Below are 20,133 nucleotides of genomic sequence, written 5' to 3'. Positions count from 1 at the left end.
CCCCTCAATCCTTTCGATCCGTAAGTTTAAATTGAATGACTGCAATGAGCAGCATGATGACGCAAAATACGATGGACTGCGCGGAGGCAAGACCAAACATATCTTTCTTGAAGCCCGTCACGTAAATATAACGGATCATCGTGTTCGTAGAGTCCCCCGGACCGCCGCCGGTCATAATCTGAACTTGACCGAACAATTTCAAGCAGCTGATGACCTGATAAAAGATTTGAATCTTCATGACTCTGGACAATCCCGGTATCGTAATATGCCAGAATTTGCTCCATGTTCCAGCCCCGTCGATCGTAGCTGCTTCATAATGATCCTGGGGAATTTCCTGAAGACCCGCCAGGAACAGCACCATAACGAATCCAACCGTCCACCAGTCCGTCGCAATCGTAATCGCCCACCATACAAACCGGTGATCGGTCAGCCAATTGATGTCCTGAGGCAAGCCAAGAAGTCCCAGCAGGCCGTTGACCGGACCGTTCTTCGGATCAAACAGCTTCAGCCAAATAAAGCTGATTACCGAAACCGACAAGACATAAGGTAGGAAATAAACGGAACGAATCAAGGTTCTCAGCCAGATCCTTTGATTAATAATAAGCGCCAGAATCAGCCCCAATATGAGAACCGTCGGAGCACAGATGAGTACAAAATAAAACGAGTTCCATAAATACTTGTAGAAATCGCTATTCTCGAAAATTCGTTTGTAATTGTCGAGCGCCACGTACCGCTGCATCCCTTGAATATTCCAGACATGCAGGCTGATCCAGGTGCCGCGCAGGACGGGCCACAAATAGAATAGGGCGAACGGGATCAAAAAGGGAACAATATACAGGATCGCTTTTAGCTCGGCTTTTGCTCGCTTGCCCGATACTCTTTTCTTGCGCAGTTCAATCGGTTTGGTATCCATATGTGTTTCTCCCTGCTTCTCTACGTCATTCATTTATATAGAGTCGGCCAGGCAGTAGTAACGCCGTTCCTGCCCAGCCTACCCTTCAAGAGCTGTATTAGTTAGCCAAAATCTCGTTAATCTGTTTCTCCAAATCCTTCAAGCCGTCTTCTGCCGATTCATTATGGAAAATGATGTTTTGCAGCGATTCGGCGATCGTCGTAATGATCGTCGTATAGTTATCCGTTTGCGGCGCGAATTTGACGGTTTTCTGCGCTTCGATAAAGAACTGGCGATAGGGCAGCTTATTGTATTCTTCGCTTGCCGTCACCTTGCTGTTCGCAGGCACGTGACCCGCATTACCCCAAGTCTGGCCGCCCACTTCGGAGAAGTATTTCATGAACTTGGCAGCAGCCTCTTGCTTCTCCGCAGAAACATACGACGGAATGACTAGCGTATGCGAGCTGCCCCAATGCGTCTGGCTTCCGAAAATTGCAGGCAATGGCATTGCGCCGATATGTTTCGAGGCATCTCCAAGCAGCACCCCAGCTTCCCATACCCCGCCAAACCAGAAGGCGGCTTTGCCGTTGCTAAACGTATCCCATGGATTCTTGTCGTTAATGTCCGCGTACTGCTTGGTATAAATGTCATCGTAGAATTTCAATACGCTTAGTGCCTTGTCATTGTTGATAGCCGCTTTCTTCAAATCCGGCGAGAGGATATCGCCACCGGCTTCATAATACATATTGAGGAAGGGCTCTTGGAAATAAGGCGTGTTAACGGCCATCGCCTGCACATCCGGAACGGCTGTTTTAATTTGAGCTAACGTATTCAAATAACCTTCGGGACTTACATCATCGAGTTTAGGAGTCTCGTCCTCATTTAAGAGATTCGCTTTTTTGAGAATGTCCTTATTGTAGTAGAGCATATGGAAGTGAGTGTCGAGCGGTACCGCGTAAGGCTTGCCTTCATAAGTAACGCTTGTTATATTCGATTCGCTGATCTGTCCAAGATCAAATCCGACTTTGCTCGCCAGCTCGTCAACCGGCACAATCTGCTTCGCTTTTACAAAAGGAGAAAGCCGGTCGACGTGGGCTACGGCTACATCCGGTCCCTTGGAAGAAGAAAGCGCCGTGCCTAACTTCGCGTAATATTCGTTTGATTCCAGACGCAGCTGCTTCACGATCACCTCTTGCTGCGAATCGTTAAATCCTTTAATAATCTGATCGACGAAATCCCCTTCGCCGCCGCCGAACATATTCCAGAACGTAATTTCTACCGGGCTGCCGCTCTTGCCGCCTGCGTTTCCGGCATTCGTTTTGTTATCCGCGTTACCGCCGCCGTTGGACGAAGAACATCCCGTTACGGCTAGCGCAAGCGCCACTCCGGCGGTCAGCATCATTCCGGCTTTCTTCTTTGCTCTCATGTTTCGACTACCCCTCTCTTATTGGAGAAAGCGCTTCACGAAAAATGTAAGTGCTTTCTTTAATCCTTACTTTATCGTGTTTGCTTCTCCAGCCAAACCGATAAAACGCTCTATTTAGGTATACAAAAATAAGGTCTGCTAGGAGGGGCGGGTAGACGATCTTACGATTGGTGTCAAAATGAAAGAAAAAAAGACCCTATCCCCAAAAAATCGGAGATGAGGGTCAACGCAACAAAAATTCACGATAGATGGCGCAGCTTTTCCGGATTGGCAACCGCATAAATCGCTTCGATCTTATGATCCCGATAAGCAAATGAATAAACATACTGAATCCCTTCATCCAAATGAAGCCTGATTCCGGGGAGCCCATTCACCATGAGGAACGAATACGTAATCTTACCCGCATGCAGGTTGATCGAATGTTGATGCAGCTTCAGCACTTGCTCAAATCCGACAACTGGTACTTGCGCCGCCCTTACTTTGCCTCCGCCGTCCGAGTAGAGCACAACATTTTCGCTAACCAGTTCAAGAAGCTTCGATGTATTTCCTTGCAAGAGCGAATTCACGAACTCTTTAATCTTCTCCTCCGCAACGGAAACCGACGGTTGCTGGTCCGGGTCGAAATGGATGCTTTTTTTGGCGCGGTGGAAAATTTGCCTGCAATTCGCAATGCTTTTCCCGACAATATCGGCAATCTCTTCAAACGAATAATGAAAAATCTCCCGAAGAAGAAAGACTGCCCTTTCCGTTGCGCTCAGTTGCTGCAGGAGCAGAAGATAAGCCGTGGAAATCGACTCGGACCGCAAATATTTATGGGATGGGTCGTTGTCCGAAGCCCCTTTATCAATCAGGGGCTCCGGAAGCCATGGGCCGACATACATTTCCCGTTTTTTGGCCGACGAGCGCAAAAGATCAAGACAACGATTCGTGACGATTTTGTATAGGAATGCCCTTTCGTTTCGGATGGTCCCTGCATCAGACAGCCCGTTATAGCTTAAAAAAGCATCTTGCACGATATCTTCCGCATCCATCACACTGCCGAGCATCCGATACGCTAACGAAAACAGCTCCGTTTTATAACGTTTATATAACTCCTCTATGCTCATAAAAGGCATTCCTCTCCTTACCCTCAAGGGAGAGCATGTGTTGTACGGCTCTTTTGGCGCTTGCCGTCGCCGCATCGACCAATACTTCACCATGCGACGCCCATTCTCCCGCTACATATAATCCTTGTATTTCCGGGACAGCGGGTCCGGGATTCTCAAGACGTTTCATATGCATAAAGTCGTGACAAACCGTCATTTTTGGAAGGTATTGCTTCACAACCAATTGTTCCCGCCATCCCGGCTGCATCAAATCCAGCACGCCTTCCAGCTCTTGCAAATCTTTATCCGGGTCCGATTCTTTCCCTTGGTACTTAATGAGAGATATGACCTGCGCTCCATCGTCGCTTAGATAAGCCGCACGCGAATAATTGCTAAAAAGCACCGTCTGATCAATCCCGTAAGCAAATTGTTGTTTAGGCTCGGGAAGCCGCTTCAAGGCCACATCCAGGCAAGCCGCGGTGACCTCAATCGCTTGTTCTTTCCAGGTATGAAGGGCGGTTTTTTCCGCAAAGGGCACCAACTCATTGGCGATGGAAGGCGCTGTGGCAAGAATAACATGCTGCGTATCGATTGTCGTTCCGTCCGCACAAAGAACCTGCCGCACGATCCCGCCACGGGTATCGATGGATGCGACTTTGGTATTCGTTAAAAACTTTACGCCTAGACCGGATGCCTTTGTCCGCAATTCCTCGATCAATTCGCCCCAGCCGCGATCCAGGTACAATGCGCCTTTAAGGGCATTCTGCAGCTGCTTCAACACAGGACCGGCTGCTGGCAAATCCGGCCCAACCACATAACTGGCGGCACGAAAGAGCGAATAAAAGATATTGCGCACCATAGGGTCTCGCAAATTCCCTTCTACCCATTCGCGGATACTGATTCGGTCGAATTGACGAGTATCCGCTTTTTTAACTTTCATAAGACAGGAAGCAAACTCCATCTTTCCTTGCCAGGACAATAGCGGGGTCGTAAACAAGGATTTCATATCCGAAGGCAAGGGGCTTGCTTTCCCTTTCCAAACGCCATAAGCGAACGATGAAGGCCTTTTTCCTTGTAAGGTTAATCCCAGTTCCCTGAAAGTCGCATAGGCATCCCCCTGATACAAGGCATGCGCGCCTAGATTAAAGTAAGCACCTTTTTTCTTGTTGGAAACGGCTCGGCCTCCCAAGCGGCTCTGTTTTTCAATGACCACCGTTTGTTTCCCGGCTTTGGCTGCGTAAATAGCAGCGGTTAAACCCGCAATTCCTCCTCCAACCACAACCACGTCAACCTTTTGCATCGTTCATCATCCCCTCGCAAATTTTACCTGTATGACGGGCAAGGGATGTGATATGTGACAGATACGCAAAAAAAATTTAAAGCTAATTTGATCGCTTTAACCTGCACTAAAATATAATTTTGAGTAGTTCATCCAATTCATAAACAATACCATCCGCCTCAACATCGGGAGAAAAGGTCGAATTATACTTCCACACGGCTTTCATGCCAACCGCGCGGCTGCCTCTTATATCGCTGTCCGGGTGGTCGCCAACAAAAAGCGCATCCTCCGCCTTCACGCCAAGCTTGTAGAGCGCCCGCTCGAAAATAGCCGGATCCGGCTTGCGAAGCCCTTCCCATTCCGATATAAGGATCTCGTCAAAAAATGGGCTAATGCCTAGTGCTTTGAAATTATCATATTGAAACTGGCCGTAGCCGTTTGAAATTAAGGCGATTTTGGTTCCGCAGCTTTTTAAAGAGGAGAGCATCTGAATGAGATGAGGGAACCCGACGCAATGCTTTTGAAACGACTGCAAATAATCCTCTAACAGCTCTTCCCAGCGCAAGCCTGGAATTTGGAATTCTGCCAGCAGCTGCTCATACACCTTATCCTTCCATACATAGCCATGCTGATCGAGCTCAATGAACCGTCTCGCGAAAACATCCTTCGGCACCTTCTGAAACGCCGGATAACGTTCATATTGATCATCGATAAATAAAGCCAAAGAGGCATCGCGGTCGAGCAGCGTTCCGTCCAGATCAAAGAGTACGGCTTTAAACCGCATGTTACACCTCCCGAATAGATTAGTTCATGATCAGCTTGAATAGCTGCCTGCTTCCGCCTTCCGGTCCATTCGGAACAGGCTCCTCTTGAGGCGCAAACCCAAACCTTTCGTACAGCCTTCTTGCCGGAAGTCCGCCCTTCGTATCTTCGCCAAACGTAACAACCGATACCTCTGCCGGGGATTGAAAATGTTCGAGGACATGCTTCATAAGCGCGGAGGCCACCCCTTTGTTTCTTGCTTGTGCAGATACTGCCAGCCAGCCGATTTTATAGGAGGGAGCCTTTTTCGTTGAGATGAGAATCCCGCCAAGCAGCTGTTCTCCGGGAAAACCGTCATCCTCCCGTATGCAAAAAGCCCTGCCCTCGCGGATATTTCGTTCAAGCGTTTGAACAAACAAAGGATCATCAACCATAGGTCCAAACAGCTTTTCCACCTCAGCAGCCAATACTAACCACTGCTTTATATCTTCTTTCTCTGCGTTTACGACTTTCACCATTCATGCTCCTATTCCTTATTTTCGCGTGGGATCAAATGAAAACAAAGAGTAATGGGAAACTTCCACACTCTCCGGGCCTGTACACTGCTCGACCACTACAGTTCCTTTGTTATCGAACTCTATAGCTTTGCAAGTTAACTGCAAACCGGCGTCGCTGCTATAAATATCCCGCGTTGAGTCCAATCTTACCTTGACCTCGCCATCATCGGCGATCAAATCATAGATGACATAACCTCCATCTAAAAATGGCGGAATGGCGAGAACATAATCAAATTTATGATCATGAAAACGATTAATGAAGTGCTGCATTCGTACTACATCTTCTTTTCCGAAGGTTTTCAGTATATCATTTCCAAATGGAGTCTGAGACTTTGTTTCTCCGGCTGAGATTGAACATGCCGATAAACACAAACTCGTAACAATAAGTAAAATGACTGAAAGAGATTTAAGGATATTTTAGCCTCCTTTACCACCGTTTCTAATTTATATCGCCTAGATAACGCTTGCTTTTATCCTTATTTTTTATTCGGACCCCTAATTCGCTCGGGTAAAATCGGATTTCATCCAGCCTGCTTACCTCTACCCATTCAACTCCTACTTGATGGTCATCCGGAACCGGCACATGCTCGAAGGTTGGATTCGGGGAAACCAGGTTACATTCGAAAAAGAATTCCACCTGATGCATTCCTGGATCGCCATCAATATAGTTCCTGCCGATATATTCACGTATGCAGACAAGATCTTGAACCTCTACCTCTTCTCCAATTTCCTCGAGACATTCTCTTATTACCGCTTGCCTCAAACTCTCGGAATGCTCTTGCCCCCCGCCGGGACACAAGTAAAAGAGCCCAGCATCATCCTTATTAACCGTTAATAACATTTTCTCATCCTGAATAATAATAGCTTTTCCTGAGTTTCGAATAGGCTTCATTTCTTGTTTCTCGCTCCTCTATTTATCTTGTTCCAGCACGGTAATCTCTTTGGCCGTAAATTCTCTTTTTCCTTTTTTCACATTCTGAGGTTTCACGGGAACGATCCGAACTATATCTTCGGTAGTCAGCTCCGACAATTGGACAGGCTCACCTCGCTCGTTCTGAATGACCGTATTCTCATCTATATGTACACGGCATAAGTATCCGATATCGTTAACTTGCGACTGACCTTTAGTTACTTCAGCCGAGCAATTGACCATTAATTCATTGGTTTCGATTGTGTCTATACGATCTTCAAACACCTTAATTTTCCCGCATGCGGCCAGAAAGCAACAAAGACAAACAACAAGCAGGATACTATATGTTTTCTTCAATGTATTCCCCGCCTTCCGTTACCTTATATTAATTCTCCCGAAGAACGGATGTAACTATTTTATATCCAAAAATACACACAAGAACAAAGCCGATGGTTCCCAAAAATTTATGGATAAGACCATCAAGGATGTCTCCCCCGCTTAAAGCATTCAATAGATCGCTAACAATAAAAATATGCGGCTGAGGTAGTATCATTAGAATTACCCCAACGATAAACCCAATAAATAGATTTATGGTTCTAGACATGCCTACACTCCTTCTCCCCATTTAATAATCTCTTCGGCTACGACTTGATTTCTTTCCGATTCTGCAGACTTTTGAAGCTCACGAATGGAAGGTAGCGTTCCATTTGGTGCGATTGTTATTTTTAATAAAGTCCATTTAGGAAAAAGCTTATGATATAGAGATTTGGTAGTCACTGTCATATATACATGAAGCGGCTTTACCCCCACCCTGCTAACCAAATAACCTATTTGTTCTGAGCCTCCTTGAAAATCCGTTGCAGATTCAACTACTGCGTCAGTCGGCAATTCAAGAAGATATTCCGTTGTTGGTTCGTCTAATGAGAGAGCTTGAATATTCGCTTGATTATGTTCATGAATAATGTGCTCCAACTGTCTCTTCAATTCATGCTGTGGTGACAATGGTCCAAAACGAAGATACAGATACGCGCCTCCCATTAAAAATAAAACAACAATGAAAATAAAGGTTTTTCTCACATAATGTACCCCCGCATTTCATTTTCCTATCTTTGGAATTACTTATTAAGACGTCATGCGATAACATTTGTTGCGCATCACCACCGCTCATGACAAACAAAAAGAGAAAGCGCAGTTAACGCGCTTTCTCTTTTTACCGTCCTCCCCACACATAGCCATTAAGGGGAGACTAATTGTGGGCTTGTATGGTTTAAGATTGGAGGGGGATGGAGGGTTTGTATCTCTGGAGGAGCGTAGCGTTCGCCTTTATCATTCTGAATACTCGTTAGATTAACAAGTTCACTATTCAGAATGATAACAGCGGCCGGAAGAGATACAAACCCGTAATCCCTTGCTTTGCTATCCCTTGCCTTTAAAACTAAACAGCCTCAATCGCCTTCCCCGTAAACTGGCTATTATACAAATCCGCATAGAATCCGCCCTGCTCCAGAAGCTCCTCATGCGTACCCTGCTCGATAATCGAGCCTTGGTTCATGACAAGAATCAGGTCTGCATCGCGGATCGTCGACAGACGGTGCGCGATAACGAAGCTTGTGCGGCCTTCCATCAGATGTCCCATCGCCTTCTGGATGTAGACCTCTGTACGAGTATCGACGCTGGAGGTTGCTTCATCCAGTATCAGAATGGACGGATCAGCCAGAATTGCCCGGGCAATAGTAAGAAGCTGCTTTTGCCCTTGCGAGATATTGGACGCCTCTTCGTTCAGAATCGTATCGTAACCGTCCGGCAGCGTCCGGATGAAATGATCGGCATGAGCCGCTTTCGCTGCGTTAACGACATCCTCCTTCGTCGCCCCTTCCCGTCCATACGCAATATTGTCGCGAATGGTGCCGTTAAAGAGCCAGGTGTCCTGAAGCACCATTCCGAACATGCCGCGCAAATTGCTGCGCTTCAAATCCGTAATGTTGACGCCGTCAATCGTAATTTTCCCGTCATTCAGCTCATAGAACCGCATAAGCAGGTTTACGAGCGTTGTTTTACCGGCACCTGTTGGACCTACGATCGCCACCGTCTGACCAGGCAGCACATTGATGTTCATGTTATCGATCAGAGTTTTATCCGCTGTATAACCGAATTTCACATGGTCAAAATGCACGGAACCGCTCGGACGAGTGATTGTTTTCGCCGGATTTGCTTCCAGTACTTCCTCTTCCTCGTCCAGAAGCTCAAAAACGCGTTCCGCTGATGCGATTGTCGACTGAATAACGTTCGAAATCGTAGCCAGCTGCGTGATTGGCCAAGTGAACTGTCTGGTGTACTGAATGAAGGCCAGGATATCCCCGACTTCAATCGCGCGTCTCGTAACAAGGATACCGCCAACGATACTGACAAACACGTAACCGATATTTCCGATAAAGCTCATGATCGGCATAATAATGCCGGAGATGAATTGGGCGCGCCAGCCGGCATCGTACAATTGCTCATTCATCTTCTCGAACTTTTCCATGGATTCGCGTTCGCGGCCAAAAGCTTTTACGATCTTGTGACCGGTATACATCTCTTCCACGTGGCCGTTTAATTTACCAAGCTCCGCTTGCTGCTTCACGAAATATTTCTGCGAACGCTTAGCGATAACAGCCGTCGCTAGCAAGCTGATCGGAATCGTCAGGAAGACGATCAACGTCATCAGCGGGCTGATGGTGAGCATCATAATGATAATACCAACCAGCGTAATAACGGATGTAATCAGCTGCGTTAAGCTTTGCTGCAGCGTATTGGCGATATTGTCCACGTCGTTAACGACCCGGCTTAATATTTCGCCATTGGATTTGGAGTCGAAATATTTCAGCGGCAGCCGGTTGAACTTGGCGTTCACCTGCTTGCGCAGATCGTAAACGGTATTCTGGGCTACGCCCGCCATCAAATACTGCTGGATATAGCTGAACACCGAGCTGATGATATAGAGAACGACGAGAATAAGCAGAATCTGATTAATCGCGTCAAAATCGATTCCCGCCCCGCCATTTTGTTTACCAAAAAAACCTTCGGCCAGCTTAGTCATCGCATGACCCATAATTTTCGGGCTTACGATGCTGAATACCGTACTCAAAATCGCGGTAAGCAGCACAAGCAGAAGCTTGGTTTGATGCGGCTTCAGATACGCCATTAACCGGAACAGTGTTCCTTTAAAGTTTTTCGCCTTTTGCACCGGCATCCCGAATCCGCCGGGACCGCCCATGCCCGGGCCTCTGCCAGGTCCGCCTGGAGGGCGTCCGTTTCCTTTTTGCTGGCTCATGCAATCTCCTCCTCTGACAGCTGCGACGACACGATTTCCTTGTAGACTTCGCAAGTTTGCATAAGCTCCTTATGGTTGCCGATCCCCGCAATACGTCCTTCATCAAGGACGATAATCCGGTCCGCATCCATAACCGTGCTTACGCGCTGCGCGACAAGCATAACCGTGGAGTTGCCTACCTCAGACTTCAATGCCGCACGAAGCTTGGCATCCGTCTTGAAGTCGAGTGCCGAGAAGCTGTCGTCGAACACGTAAATTTCCGGCCTTCTCACCAATGCCCGCGCAATGGACAAGCGCTGCTTCTGACCGCCGGACACGTTATTGCCGCCTTGCGCGATCATGGAATCGTAGCCCTGCTCCATCCGGCCGATAAACTCGGAAGCTTGCGCAATAGCCGCGGCATGAGCGACTTCCTCGTCTGTTGCAACCTCCTGGCCGTAACGGATATTTTCCGCTACCGTGCCCGTGAAGAGAACCGCCTTTTGCGGAACAAAGCCGATCTTATGGCGGAGATCCTCTTGGCTCATATCTCTAATGTCCATGCCGTCAATCATAATCTGACCCGCATCCACATCATAGAAACGAGGAATCAAGCTGACGAGCGTGGATTTACCCGCTCCTGTGCCGCCAATGATGGCGGTAATTTCACCAGGGCCTGCCTGGAACGAAATATCCGACAGCGCAGGCTGTTCCGCGCCCGGATAGCTGAATGACACTCCGCGGAATTCCAGATAGCCTTCTTTGCCGCTGTTTTTCTTCGTTACTTCTTTGTCGGACAGCGTTGGTATCATTTCGAGCACTTCATTAATACGGACAGACGATGCCTGCGCCCGCGGAATCATAATCAGCATCATCGACATCATCAGAAGCGAGAACATAATTTGCATGCCGTATTGAATAAAAGCCATCAGGGAACCGATTTGCATATTCCCATGATCAATTCGAATACCGCCGATCGCGATAATGACAATCGTTGAAATGTTCATGATCAGCATCATCAGCGGCATAAGAATCGCCATAATTTTGTTTACGCGCACCGCCGTATCGGTCAGATCGGCGTTCGCCGCATCGAATTTCTTACTCTCATGGCTGATCCGGTCAAACGAACGGATAACGCGGATACCCGTAAGGCCTTCGCGCAGCACCAGGTTCAATTTATCGATCTTCACCTGCATCGCTTTGAACAGCGGAATCCCTTTACGCACGACCAGGAAGATCGCGCCTGCCAGTACCGGTATAACGACTACAAATACAAGCGACAGCTTGGCATCCTTCGAGATGGCCATAATAATGCCGCCGATACACATCATAGGCGCGGTAATCATCATCCGCAAAATCATGATGAGCACTTGCTGTACCTGCGTAATATCGTTTGTTGTGCGGGTAATCAGCGAAGCTGTGCCAATCTTGTCGAACTCCTGCAGCGAGAAGTTCTCGACATGCTTGAACACTTTACTGCGGACATCCCGTCCAAAGCCCATTGCGGATTTCGAGGAGAAATAGCTGGCCAATACGGAGCAGATCCCGCCCGCAGCCGCAACCAGCAGCATGAAGCCGCCGATTTTCCAAATATAAGACTTGTCGCCTACAGATACGCCTTTATCCACGATATCCGCCATCAAGGTTGGCAAATATAAATCAGACAAGGTCTGCAAAAAGACAAAAACCAAAACACCAATTACCAAAAGCCGAAACGGCTTTAAATAGCGGAATAATTTCAACATTTATTAACATCATCTCCATTTGAATCGTTCAGATTCATTTGTTCGAAATAAGTCGTCGTCTGCCTGAGCAGACGAATTAATTGCTCCGTGTCATCGTCGCCCAGAAAATCAACAAGACCGTTCATCCGTTGCATAAAACCTTGCAGCGCCTTTTTGGCGGTTAATTCGCCTTCTTCGGTCAGGGACACGCGGACCGCTCTTCTGTCTCTCGGATCCTCTTTGCGGACAATAAGCCCCATCTCTTCAAGCCGGTTAAGGAGCTGCGTAACGGTTGGCGACGTCACCTTCAGAAACTTGCTCAAATCGGATACTTTGACCCCTTCATCTTCTCCATTGCCCATTCGCTTGATCACGACTAGCAGCCGCAGCTCGCTATGCTTCTGCTTCAGATCCATCGGCTGATGGTTCCAGTTCATCTTGTTGAACAGCATAAATACTTCTATTAGTCTTCGTGCTGCGGTCTCTTCTCCACCGCCGGCCATTTGATCACCTCACCCTTTAAATATGTAAGCCACTAATTATTTTAGTACTATTAATAATAGGCTACCTAATTATATTTCACTCCCCTATTACCCGTCAATGAGAAGCGGCTTATATGAGGAGACTTTTCTGAGAGCGTTTCTAAAGAGATTCTCATTTATTTCTCATAAAGGTGTCTTTCTTTACAATTCATTGATCTTTCGCTCTAATTGTAAAAATTTGTGCTGTTTCGGTTGTGTTATAGTAATTTCAGCGAAAGATGGAATCTGTATTCGAATGAACTTCCAAACGAAAGGAAACCATACTACCATGAAAAACACATTTAAATCCCTTAAAAAAATAATGACATTTAGCCTGGTTGCAACCATTGCTGCATCAGCCTTCACTCTTGCTACTACAACGAATCATGCAAACGCTGCAACGGAAAAAACGCTGGCCTTGATCAGCGAAGGTAAAAATTACTTAGGCGTGCCTTACAAATACGGTGCCCCGGTCGGAATTACATATGCCTTTGACTGCTCGTCCTTTACGAAATTCATGTTTGCCGGCCTTGATGTTAACCTGCCCCGCACAGCAGCCGAGCAAGCGACTGTCGGCAAAAAAGTGCCAAAAACGGAACTGAGCACAGGTGATCTTGTATTCTTCCGTACGAACGGCATCAGCATCAGCCACGTGGCCATCTATGCCGGATCGAAAAAAATTCTTCACAGCTCCACTAGCCAAGGCGTTACCGTATCCGACATGTCCAGCTCCTACTGGTCCGGCAAATACGTAACTGCACGCCGTGTCGTTAACTAAATTCTAACTTGCACAATGGTTGAGCCAACAAGCTCAGCCATTTTTTTATTACAGGAAGGAAAGCTTCCCTCTCCTATGGAATTTCAATCCGTAATGGAGGTGAAACTGTGGAAATTAGGATTTTGACCGAAGCCGATGCCCAAGCTTACCATGAGCTTCGTCTGCAATCCCTGCTTGAAAGTCCCGAAGCGTTCCTTACCACCTACGAGATCCAGGTCGTAAGATCGCTTGCCGAGATCGCAAGTGGGCTGAAGCCGGATGAAGGGCGGTTCACGTTAGGAGCGTTTCTTGCAGGCAAGCTGGTTGGCATGGTTACATTCGTGAGAGAAAGTAAACCGAAAATATTCCACAAAGGGAATATCTACGCGATGTATGTCGCTCCGGAGGCGCGCGGTCAAGGAGCTGGCAAGCGGCTGGTTACGGAGCTGATCCGTAAAGCCTCGACAATGGATGGACTCGAACAGATTAATTTAACCGTTATTTCCGAAAATGCTGCGGCAAAAGCGCTGTATGCCAGCTGCGGTTTCGAGGTATTTGGCATTGAGCGGAATGCCATGAAATCGCAAGGCCAGTATTGGGATGAAGAAGATATGGTGCTGAGGCTGAAGTAAGTGCAGCTGCGGCAATAAGAAAAGAGGTTGTCCCAATGGGAACAACCTCTTTCTTCTATTATATAGCGTATTACTTGCTCAACGTTTCGGTTAGAACCGGTACGATCTGCGATTTACGCGACACAACGCCTTTGAGAAGCGCCTTGTTGCCTTCCAGAGTAACGTTGTAAGCTTGTTCGACAGCGTTAGCTTTCGCACCCAGAGTAAGAGCGATGGAATCGCTGTTCAGGATGTCGGTAACGACGAATACGAACAGATCAAGACCTTTTTTCGCGATGGTTTCGTTGATTGCCGCTTCCAGATCCGCTTGGCGAACCAGAACGTCGTTTGTGTCAACCGCGTTAACTTGAGCGATTTCTACTTTTGCGCTGCCCATCGAGAATTCTTTCGCGTCCAGCGACAGAAGCTGCCCGATTGTTTTGTCGCGGAGATCCGCGCCGGCTTTCAGCATTTCCAGACCGTAAACTTCAGCGTCAACGCCGGCGATTTCAGCCAGCTCGCGAGCTGCCGCTACGTCTTGCTCCGTGCATGTAGGCGATTTGAACAGAAGGGAGTCAGAGATAATAGCGGACAGCATCAGTCCAGCGGCCTCTTTGCTGATGGCAACGCCGTTTTCTTTGTACAGCTTGTTCAGGATTGTAGCCGTGCAGCCTACAGGCTCGGCACGGAAGTACAGAGGAGCCGCAGTTTCGAAGTTAGCGATACGGTGGTGGTCGATAACTTCAACGACGCGAACTTGATCAATATCGGAAACGCTTTGCTGGCGCTCGTTATGGTCAACCAGAATAACGTTGTTTACTTCGCCTGCTACAGTCTCGACAAAACGCGGAGCTTCCGTCTTGAAGTAGTCCAGAGCATATTGCGTTTCGCCGTTTACTTCGCCAAGGCGTACGGCTTCAACGTTAAAACCAAGTTTCGATTTCAGTTCGGCATAGGCAATCGCGGAGCAGATCGTGTCTGTATCCGGATTTTTGTGCCCGAAGATCAATGTTTTTTCCATTGCGTGCATTCTCCTTATTTCCCAATTATAGATACCCATCTGATTATATCGCATAATGCGTCCAACTCCTACTTCTTTACACCGATTCATTCAAAATGTTCGCACTCTTCTGCGCCGCTTTCCAGCCTTTAAAGCTTGCCTAATCACGGAAATCGGTGTTATAGTACGTCAATATATAGATGAAACCGCAAATAGGGATAGGAGAGGTAAGCTTATGCCATACAAAATTGCTTTCTTTGACATCGACGGCACATTATTGGATGAAGAAAAACAAATCCCGCAGGATACGATCGACGCGATTCGCGACCTGCAGGCCAGCGGGGTTCCTGCTGTTATCGCAACGGGCAGAGCACCCTACTTTTTCGCTCCGATTGCCGAGCAGCTTGGTATCGATTCTTATGTCAGCCTGAATGGCGCGTACGTCGTATACAAAGGAGAAGCCATCTACCGTCGCCCTATTCCGCGCGAAGACGTGGAAACCCTGGTCAGCCATGCTTCCGCCCACAATCATACTCTCGTGTTCGAAGGACATGATTCGTTCTACCGCAATACGGAATCCCACCCGCATGTGTTTAATTCCGTAGCATCGCTGCGCGTTGCGCAGCCGGGCTTTGATCCGGACTTCTGGCAGAAGGAAGATGTTTATCAGATCTTCTTGCATTGTACCGAGGGCGAAGAGCATCTGTACGGTGAGGCTAATCCTGGACTTCGCTTTATCCGCTGGCATGACACCGCGATGGACGTGCTTACCGTTGACGGCTCCAAGGCGCAAGGGATTAAAGCGTTGCTCAAGCTGCTCAACATCGCTCCGGAAGAAGCCGTTGCGTTCGGCGACGGTCTGAACGACAAAGAAATGCTCGAGGTTGTTGGCCTTGGCATTGCGATGGGCAACTCCCATGAAGAGCTGAAGCCGTTCGCGAATTACATTACGACGCATGTAAGCGACAGCGGCATCCGCAACGGTCTCGTGCATGCCGGTCTTATCAAATAAATAGGTTCAGCCAAGCCCGCCATTGCGCGGGCTTTTATTATTGGCGCCGTAGGTTGGCAGAACCTCCGATTATAAACTCCCGCTAATCCCCCCGCTGCAACACGATAATTTCCTCTTATTTCGTTATCTGCCTCCATCCGGGTACAACAGCGTATCTTATTCGCATTTTTATTCCACACTAACACAAGTACATAAGCGATTTCCGCAACCTTACTCCACGCCTTTTCCCCGGTTTTCACAATCCCATAACTTGACAACACTAAATATATTATTTATATTAATTTACAAAAAGTAACTAAGCGAAGGAGGGCTACATCATGTCCGCAAGCATCCATCCAGATACCGTTCTTGGCGCTGTAAAGCTCAAGATCAGCAATCTCGCGCAATCTCTCAGCTTCTACACCGAGGTTATCGGCCTCCGGATTCTGGAGCAGACGAGCACGACTGCCGCATTAGCCGCTGATGGCAAGACAGCTCTCATTCTGCTTGAGCAAATACCGGACGCTATTGTAGCGCCAGAGCGCAGAGGAACAACCGGGCTGTACCACTATGCCCTGCTGCTTCCCAGCCGCAAGGAGCTTGGCATCGTTCTTAAGCGGCTGATCGCTCACCGCATCCCGCTTGGCCAGGCCGATCACTTGGTCAGCGAAGCGTTATACTTATCCGATCCCGACCATAACGGAATCGAGATTTATGCCGATCGTCCAAGATCCGAATGGAAGCGCGACGTTAACGGCGATTACGTAATGGCAACCGATCCGATCGACTGGGAAGGTCTATTGCAGGAAGCCGGCGAAGAAGATATAACGAAAGGTCTGCCGCCTGAAACCATCATGGGCCACGTTCATCTTCATACGGTGGGCATTCCGGATTCAAGAACGTTCTACAACGGTCTGCTAGGCTTCGATATTGTCGGCGATTATACCCAGATGCGGGCATTATTCGTATCGGCCGGAGGCTACCATCACCATATCGGACTTAATGTATGGGCTGGCATCGGAGCTCCCGCTCCCTCCTCCCGATCAACCGGGCTAGACTATTTTACGATCGTCTATCCGGATTCCGGCGAACTCTCATCGGCCCTTGAACGGCTTCTTGCCGCAGGCATTTCCGTTGAACAGCAGGACGGCGCCGCTTTCGTCACCGATCCGTCCAGCGTACGCATTAAACTTACCACGAGACTTGTCCAACAAAACAACCGTTAAGGAGCTGCTACAATGACTGATATTATTTTTCACGGACATTCCTGTGTCCAGATTACTTCCGGCGATAACTCGCTTGTAATCGATCCTTTCCTGAGAGGGAACGAACTGGCTGTAACGAAGCCCGAAGACATCAAGGTCAACTCGGTCCTTCTCACGCATGCCCATATCGATCATATCCTTGATGCCGAGCCTATCTCCCGGGCGAACAATGCTCCGGTTGTCGCGAACGTCGAGCTTGCTACCTACATGTCCTGGAAAGGCGTTGAGACGATTGGCATGAACATTGGCGGGACCGTTGATCTTGGCTTTGCCAAAGCGAAAATGATTCAAGCGTTCCACAGCTCGGGCATTACCATCGCGGAAGAGCAGCGCATTATTTACGGAGGCATGCCGGGCGGCTACATTATTACGGTGGACGGCAAGACGATTCTCCATGCCGGCGACACTGCTCTGTATGGCGATATGAAAATGATCGGAGACCGTCATAACATTGACGTTGCTCTCATCCCGATCGGCGACCACTTCACGATGGGCCCCGAGGATGCTCTCCAAGCGGCCGAATGGTTCGGCGCCAAGGTGACAATCCCGGTTCACTACAATTCCTTCCCGGTTATCCGCCAGGATGCGGAAGCCTTCGTTCAGGCTTTGGAAGCAAAAGGCTTAAAAGGCCAGCTCCTCGAGCCCGGCCAGAAGCTGTCCATCTAACGCGCAAGCTGCCTTCCCTTATAGGGTCGGCAGCTTTTTTTTATTTGCGGTTAATGAAATCCCTGCTAAAAACGACGATAATAAGTAGACAACAAATTTTGAACATGATAACGGGGAGCAACGCATTTATGAACGGAATCCGATTATTGCTGGCTGACGATGAGCCGCATATTATACAATTTCTTGAGCTGGGTCTTCTGAACGAAGGGTTTGACATCCGTACCGCCGAGGACGGAGCAGCCGCCTTGCAGCTGGCCAAGGAGTTTCAGCCCCATGTCCTTATTCTCGATGTCATGATGCCGGAGATGAACGGGTTTGAAGTTTGTCAAGCGGTCAAAGACACCGGAGCGAACGTTGCGGTCATTATGCTTACCGCGAAGGATGAGATCTTAGACCGGGTGAAGGGCTTAACGCTTGGCGCGGATGATTATGTCGTGAAGCCCTTCAGCTTCGAAGAGCTGCTCGCCCGGATCAAAGCCCGGCTCCGCAACCAGTTCCCTAGCCTGCTGGGCGAGGCGACTTACGGCCCCTTCCGCGTTAACGACCTCAAGAAGGAACTGATCTACCAGGATCAGACCCTGGAGCTCTCTCCCACCGAATATGAGCTGTTGAAATTTATGGTGCTGAACAACGGCATTGTTCTCAGCAAAGCGCAAATATTGGACAGCGTATGGGGCTACCGATTTGGCGGGGAAGACAATATCGTCGAGGTGTACATCCGCTCCCTGCGGGACAAGCTTGGCGACAAGGAGCACCGGCTTATCCGTACGCTGCGGGGCGTCGGTTACAGGATGGATCTGTCATGAGACGCTCGCTCTTAGCCCCCCGTTCCCTCCGATTTCAGCTTCTTCAGCGCTCTCTGTTCGTCATGGCGGCTCTGCTGCTTATGATCGGAATTTTGCAGTATGTGTTGATGAAGGATTTTCAATATAAAAATAAAGCCGAAGCGCTGGAAGCCCAACTAATCTCGCTTCCCCATGATTGGTTTGGAGGCAAGCCGTTCGGCGGCGGCAGTCTCCCCGGCAGCTTGCCGCCCATGCAGCTGCCGATCCCGGCCCCGTTTTATTATCAGCCGGGCTTGTCCCTGGCTTCCATTAATCTTGAAGGCGAATTTACCGATCTGTCGCGCGATGAGGAGCTTAACGCTCCTCAATTATCGGCCGGGCAATATAAAGAGCTGCTTAAACAGCCTAATCAGCGTGGCGCTTACCGGATCTTGACGGACAAAAAAGGCACGCAGCAGCTGGTCGTCTTTCATGTCACGGGGCCTCCCGGACATCCCGACGGCATCATCCAGGCCGGAACGGATACCGCTTCCCTGAAGCAAATACTGATGACTCAGCTTGCGATCTTTATCGGATTGTCCGTGCTTGCGCTGGCTGCCGGCTTATGGCTCTATATTCCCCTGCTGCGCCGCACGCTTGGCCCGTTGTCGAGCGTCGTGCAAAAGGTCGGCCAGACGGATGCCGCTAATCTGAACGAAAGACTGCCCGTTAATCAAGGGCAGCAGGAAATCGACCAGCTTGCCGTCGCCTTTAACGGGATGCTGGAGCGTCTGGACCTTTCCTTTGAAGCCGAACGGCAGACAACGGAACGAATGAGACGGTTTATCGCGGACGCGTCGCATGAGCTGCGCACACCGCTTACGTCTATTCATGGCTTTATCGAAGTTTTGCTGCGCGGGGCCGCTTCCAACCCGGATCAGCTTCGTTCCGCCTTAACCAGCATGCAGCTGGAATCCAAACGGATCAACAAGCTGGTCGAGGATTTGCTCCTGCTTGCCAAGCTTGATCAGGCCCCTTCGCCCGAACGGATCGTGATCCGGCTGGACAAGCTTCTGCAGGAAATGGAGCCCCAGCTTCTCCTGCTAGGCGGCACTCGCAGCGTTAGCCTGCGCATCAATTCGGGCATTCAGGTTTCCGGGCATCCCGATCAGCTTAAGCAAGCGGTGCTGAATCTGTTCCTGAATGCCGTTCAGCATACCGATCCGGATACCGGCAGCTTGTCCCTTAAGCTATATACGGAAGCGGATGAAGCGGTTATTGCCGTGTCCGATAATGGCTCCGGTATAGCGGCAGAGCATCTGCCCCATCTATTCGAACGATTCTACAGAAGCGAATCCTCGCGAACGCGCAAAAGCGGCGGTACGGGTCTTGGCCTTGCCATTACCCAGTCCCTTGTCGCCAAGCATCACGGCACCATACAAGTGGACAGTATAGAAGGCTCGGGCAGCACGTTCCGAATCAGACTGCCGCTTCATCCTTAAAAGGCTATTCCGTCATACCAAATGGCGGGATGGCCTTTTTGCCGCGCGCATGAAGACATTCAGCATTCTTTCAGCCAGCGTTAAGATTAGCATCAGACTCAGCCTATACAATTAGTTTTGTTAAGAGAA

Annotated in this window: 21 protein-coding genes; 7 read left to right on the top strand and 14 right to left on the bottom strand. The window is 48.9% G+C overall.

From position 1 onward, the window contains the following. Nucleotides 1–4: 4 nt before the first annotated feature. From ACR9FF_RS10100 to ACR9FF_RS10040, 13 genes are all read right to left on the bottom strand, one after another. A complete protein-coding gene (locus tag ACR9FF_RS10100; RefSeq protein WP_435170805.1) occupies nt 5–913 on the bottom strand; it encodes a carbohydrate ABC transporter permease in 909 nt (302 codons plus the stop codon). A 97-nt stretch (nt 914–1,010) separates the two neighbouring features. Next, complete coding sequence (locus ACR9FF_RS10095) at nt 1,011–2,318, bottom strand: ABC transporter substrate-binding protein (RefSeq protein ID WP_435170803.1); 1,308 nt, start codon at nt 2,316–2,318, stop codon at nt 1,011–1,013. A 239-nt stretch (nt 2,319–2,557) separates the two neighbouring features. Beyond that, nucleotides 2,558–3,424 (bottom strand): RNA polymerase sigma factor SigJ, encoded by an 867-nt coding sequence (sigJ, locus tag ACR9FF_RS10090; protein ID WP_317980328.1) that lies wholly within the window; start codon nt 3,422–3,424, stop codon nt 2,558–2,560. Then, complete coding sequence (locus tag ACR9FF_RS10085; protein ID WP_435170800.1) at nt 3,402–4,703, bottom strand: phytoene desaturase family protein; 1,302 nt, start codon at nt 4,701–4,703, stop codon at nt 3,402–3,404. The genes sigJ and ACR9FF_RS10085 overlap by 23 nt, the downstream gene beginning before the upstream one ends. 106 nt (nt 4,704–4,809) lie before the next feature. Beyond that, nucleotides 4,810–5,466, bottom strand: a complete 657-nt coding sequence (locus ACR9FF_RS10080; protein WP_435170798.1) for an HAD family hydrolase — start codon at nt 5,464–5,466, stop codon at nt 4,810–4,812. A gap of 19 nt (nt 5,467–5,485) precedes the next feature. Continuing rightward, on the bottom strand, nt 5,486–5,962 hold the full coding sequence (locus tag ACR9FF_RS10075; protein ID WP_435170796.1) for a GNAT family N-acetyltransferase: 477 nt from the start codon (nt 5,960–5,962) through the stop codon (nt 5,486–5,488). 15 nt (nt 5,963–5,977) lie between these two features. Then, a complete protein-coding gene (locus tag ACR9FF_RS10070; protein WP_201004916.1) occupies nt 5,978–6,271 on the bottom strand; it encodes a DUF4362 domain-containing protein in 294 nt (97 codons plus the stop codon). Nucleotides 6,272–6,440: 169 nt separating this feature from the next. Then, nucleotides 6,441–6,893, bottom strand: a complete 453-nt coding sequence (locus ACR9FF_RS10065) for an NUDIX domain-containing protein (RefSeq protein ID WP_435170794.1) — start codon at nt 6,891–6,893, stop codon at nt 6,441–6,443. Between the two features lie 18 nt (nt 6,894–6,911). Further along, the gene (locus tag ACR9FF_RS10060) at nt 6,912–7,196 is read right to left on the bottom strand and encodes a hypothetical protein (RefSeq protein WP_435170792.1); all 285 of its coding nucleotides are present in this window, start codon (nt 7,194–7,196) and stop codon (nt 6,912–6,914) included. A gap of 321 nt (nt 7,197–7,517) precedes the next feature. Next, nucleotides 7,518–7,988 carry a hypothetical protein gene (locus tag ACR9FF_RS10055; RefSeq protein WP_435170790.1) on the bottom strand — a complete coding sequence of 157 codons (471 nt, stop codon included), beginning with the start codon at nt 7,986–7,988 and terminating at the stop codon, nt 7,518–7,520. Nucleotides 7,989–8,346: 358 nt separating this feature from the next. Then, nucleotides 8,347–10,224 carry an ABC transporter ATP-binding protein gene (locus tag ACR9FF_RS10050; protein ID WP_435170788.1) on the bottom strand — a complete coding sequence of 626 codons (1,878 nt, stop codon included), beginning with the start codon at nt 10,222–10,224 and terminating at the stop codon, nt 8,347–8,349. Next, nucleotides 10,221–11,948 carry an ABC transporter ATP-binding protein gene (locus tag ACR9FF_RS10045; protein WP_435170786.1) on the bottom strand — a complete coding sequence of 576 codons (1,728 nt, stop codon included), beginning with the start codon at nt 11,946–11,948 and terminating at the stop codon, nt 10,221–10,223. Before ACR9FF_RS10045 ends, ACR9FF_RS10050 begins: the two co-directional genes overlap by 4 nt. Next, nucleotides 11,942–12,430, bottom strand: a complete 489-nt coding sequence (locus ACR9FF_RS10040; RefSeq protein WP_127496953.1) for a MarR family winged helix-turn-helix transcriptional regulator — start codon at nt 12,428–12,430, stop codon at nt 11,942–11,944. The genes ACR9FF_RS10045 and ACR9FF_RS10040 overlap by 7 nt, the downstream gene beginning before the upstream one ends. Before the next feature lie 307 nt (nt 12,431–12,737). Here ACR9FF_RS10040 and ACR9FF_RS10035 point away from each other — a divergent pair, with 307 nt between their 5' ends. Both ACR9FF_RS10035 and ACR9FF_RS10030 read left to right on the top strand, forming a co-directional pair. Continuing rightward, complete coding sequence (locus ACR9FF_RS10035) at nt 12,738–13,226, top strand: C40 family peptidase (RefSeq protein WP_244935721.1); 489 nt, start codon at nt 12,738–12,740, stop codon at nt 13,224–13,226. Nucleotides 13,227–13,333: 107 nt separating this feature from the next. Further along, nucleotides 13,334–13,837 carry a GNAT family N-acetyltransferase gene (locus ACR9FF_RS10030; protein WP_201004911.1) on the top strand — a complete coding sequence of 168 codons (504 nt, stop codon included), beginning with the start codon at nt 13,334–13,336 and terminating at the stop codon, nt 13,835–13,837. A 70-nt stretch (nt 13,838–13,907) separates the two neighbouring features. On the opposite strand, the gene ACR9FF_RS10025 is transcribed toward ACR9FF_RS10030, so the two are convergent. Next, complete coding sequence (locus ACR9FF_RS10025) at nt 13,908–14,837, bottom strand: manganese-dependent inorganic pyrophosphatase (protein ID WP_127496956.1); 930 nt, start codon at nt 14,835–14,837, stop codon at nt 13,908–13,910. Nucleotides 14,838–15,051: 214 nt separating this feature from the next. On the opposite strand from ACR9FF_RS10025, the gene ACR9FF_RS10020 reads away from it, so the two are divergent. The 5 genes from ACR9FF_RS10020 (at nt 15,052) to ACR9FF_RS10000 (ending at nt 20,004) form a co-directional block, all read left to right on the top strand. After that, complete coding sequence (locus ACR9FF_RS10020; protein ID WP_435170782.1) at nt 15,052–15,828, top strand: Cof-type HAD-IIB family hydrolase; 777 nt, start codon at nt 15,052–15,054, stop codon at nt 15,826–15,828. Between the two features lie 317 nt (nt 15,829–16,145). After that, complete coding sequence (locus ACR9FF_RS10015) at nt 16,146–17,033, top strand: VOC family protein (RefSeq protein WP_435170780.1); 888 nt, start codon at nt 16,146–16,148, stop codon at nt 17,031–17,033. Nucleotides 17,034–17,045: 12 nt separating this feature from the next. Beyond that, on the top strand, nt 17,046–17,738 hold the full coding sequence (locus ACR9FF_RS10010; RefSeq protein WP_435170778.1) for a metal-dependent hydrolase: 693 nt from the start codon (nt 17,046–17,048) through the stop codon (nt 17,736–17,738). A 128-nt stretch (nt 17,739–17,866) separates the two neighbouring features. Further along, the gene (locus ACR9FF_RS10005; protein ID WP_435170776.1) at nt 17,867–18,544 is read left to right on the top strand and encodes a response regulator transcription factor; all 678 of its coding nucleotides are present in this window, start codon (nt 17,867–17,869) and stop codon (nt 18,542–18,544) included. Then, nucleotides 18,541–20,004: a sensor histidine kinase gene (locus ACR9FF_RS10000; protein ID WP_435170774.1), complete on the top strand. Its 1,464-nt coding sequence runs from the start codon at nt 18,541–18,543 to the stop codon at nt 20,002–20,004. The genes ACR9FF_RS10005 and ACR9FF_RS10000 overlap by 4 nt, the downstream gene beginning before the upstream one ends. Nucleotides 20,005–20,133 lie beyond the last annotated feature (129 nt).

The organism is Paenibacillus glycanilyticus, assembly GCF_051200795.1.
GTDB lineage: Bacteria > Bacillota > Bacilli > Paenibacillales > Paenibacillaceae > Pristimantibacillus > Pristimantibacillus glycanilyticus.
This window is presented reverse-complemented; position numbering and strand designations above follow the sequence as displayed.

Excerpts from the sequence above, each read along its gene's own strand:
- ACR9FF_RS10020 (WP_435170782.1), top strand. The coding sequence starts at position 15,052 with ATGCCATACAAAATTGCTTTCTTTGACATCGACGGCACATTATTGGAT.
- sigJ (WP_317980328.1), bottom strand. The coding sequence starts at position 3,424 with ATGAGCATAGAGGAGTTATATAAACGTTATAAAACGGAGCTGTTTTCG.
- ACR9FF_RS10065 (WP_435170794.1), bottom strand. The coding sequence starts at position 6,893 with ATGAAGCCTATTCGAAACTCAGGAAAAGCTATTATTATTCAGGATGAG.
- ACR9FF_RS10075 (WP_435170796.1), bottom strand. The coding sequence starts at position 5,962 with ATGGTGAAAGTCGTAAACGCAGAGAAAGAAGATATAAAGCAGTGGTTA.
- ACR9FF_RS10035 (WP_244935721.1), top strand. The coding sequence starts at position 12,738 with ATGAAAAACACATTTAAATCCCTTAAAAAAATAATGACATTTAGCCTG.
- ACR9FF_RS10010 (WP_435170778.1), top strand. The coding sequence starts at position 17,046 with ATGACTGATATTATTTTTCACGGACATTCCTGTGTCCAGATTACTTCC.
- ACR9FF_RS10015 (WP_435170780.1), top strand. The coding sequence starts at position 16,146 with ATGTCCGCAAGCATCCATCCAGATACCGTTCTTGGCGCTGTAAAGCTC.
- ACR9FF_RS10080 (WP_435170798.1), bottom strand. The coding sequence starts at position 5,466 with ATGCGGTTTAAAGCCGTACTCTTTGATCTGGACGGAACGCTGCTCGAC.
- ACR9FF_RS10005 (WP_435170776.1), top strand. The coding sequence starts at position 17,867 with ATGAACGGAATCCGATTATTGCTGGCTGACGATGAGCCGCATATTATA.
- ACR9FF_RS10040 (WP_127496953.1), bottom strand. The coding sequence starts at position 12,430 with ATGGCCGGCGGTGGAGAAGAGACCGCAGCACGAAGACTAATAGAAGTA.
- ACR9FF_RS10070 (WP_201004916.1), bottom strand. The coding sequence starts at position 6,271 with ATGCAGCACTTCATTAATCGTTTTCATGATCATAAATTTGATTATGTT.
- ACR9FF_RS10100 (WP_435170805.1), bottom strand. The coding sequence starts at position 913 with ATGGATACCAAACCGATTGAACTGCGCAAGAAAAGAGTATCGGGCAAG.
- ACR9FF_RS10085 (WP_435170800.1), bottom strand. The coding sequence starts at position 4,703 with ATGCAAAAGGTTGACGTGGTTGTGGTTGGAGGAGGAATTGCGGGTTTA.
- ACR9FF_RS10095 (WP_435170803.1), bottom strand. The coding sequence starts at position 2,318 with ATGAGAGCAAAGAAGAAAGCCGGAATGATGCTGACCGCCGGAGTGGCG.
- ACR9FF_RS10000 (WP_435170774.1), top strand. The coding sequence starts at position 18,541 with ATGAGACGCTCGCTCTTAGCCCCCCGTTCCCTCCGATTTCAGCTTCTT.
- ACR9FF_RS10025 (WP_127496956.1), bottom strand. The coding sequence starts at position 14,837 with ATGGAAAAAACATTGATCTTCGGGCACAAAAATCCGGATACAGACACG.
- ACR9FF_RS10050 (WP_435170788.1), bottom strand. The coding sequence starts at position 10,224 with ATGAGCCAGCAAAAAGGAAACGGACGCCCTCCAGGCGGACCTGGCAGA.
- ACR9FF_RS10045 (WP_435170786.1), bottom strand. The coding sequence starts at position 11,948 with ATGTTGAAATTATTCCGCTATTTAAAGCCGTTTCGGCTTTTGGTAATT.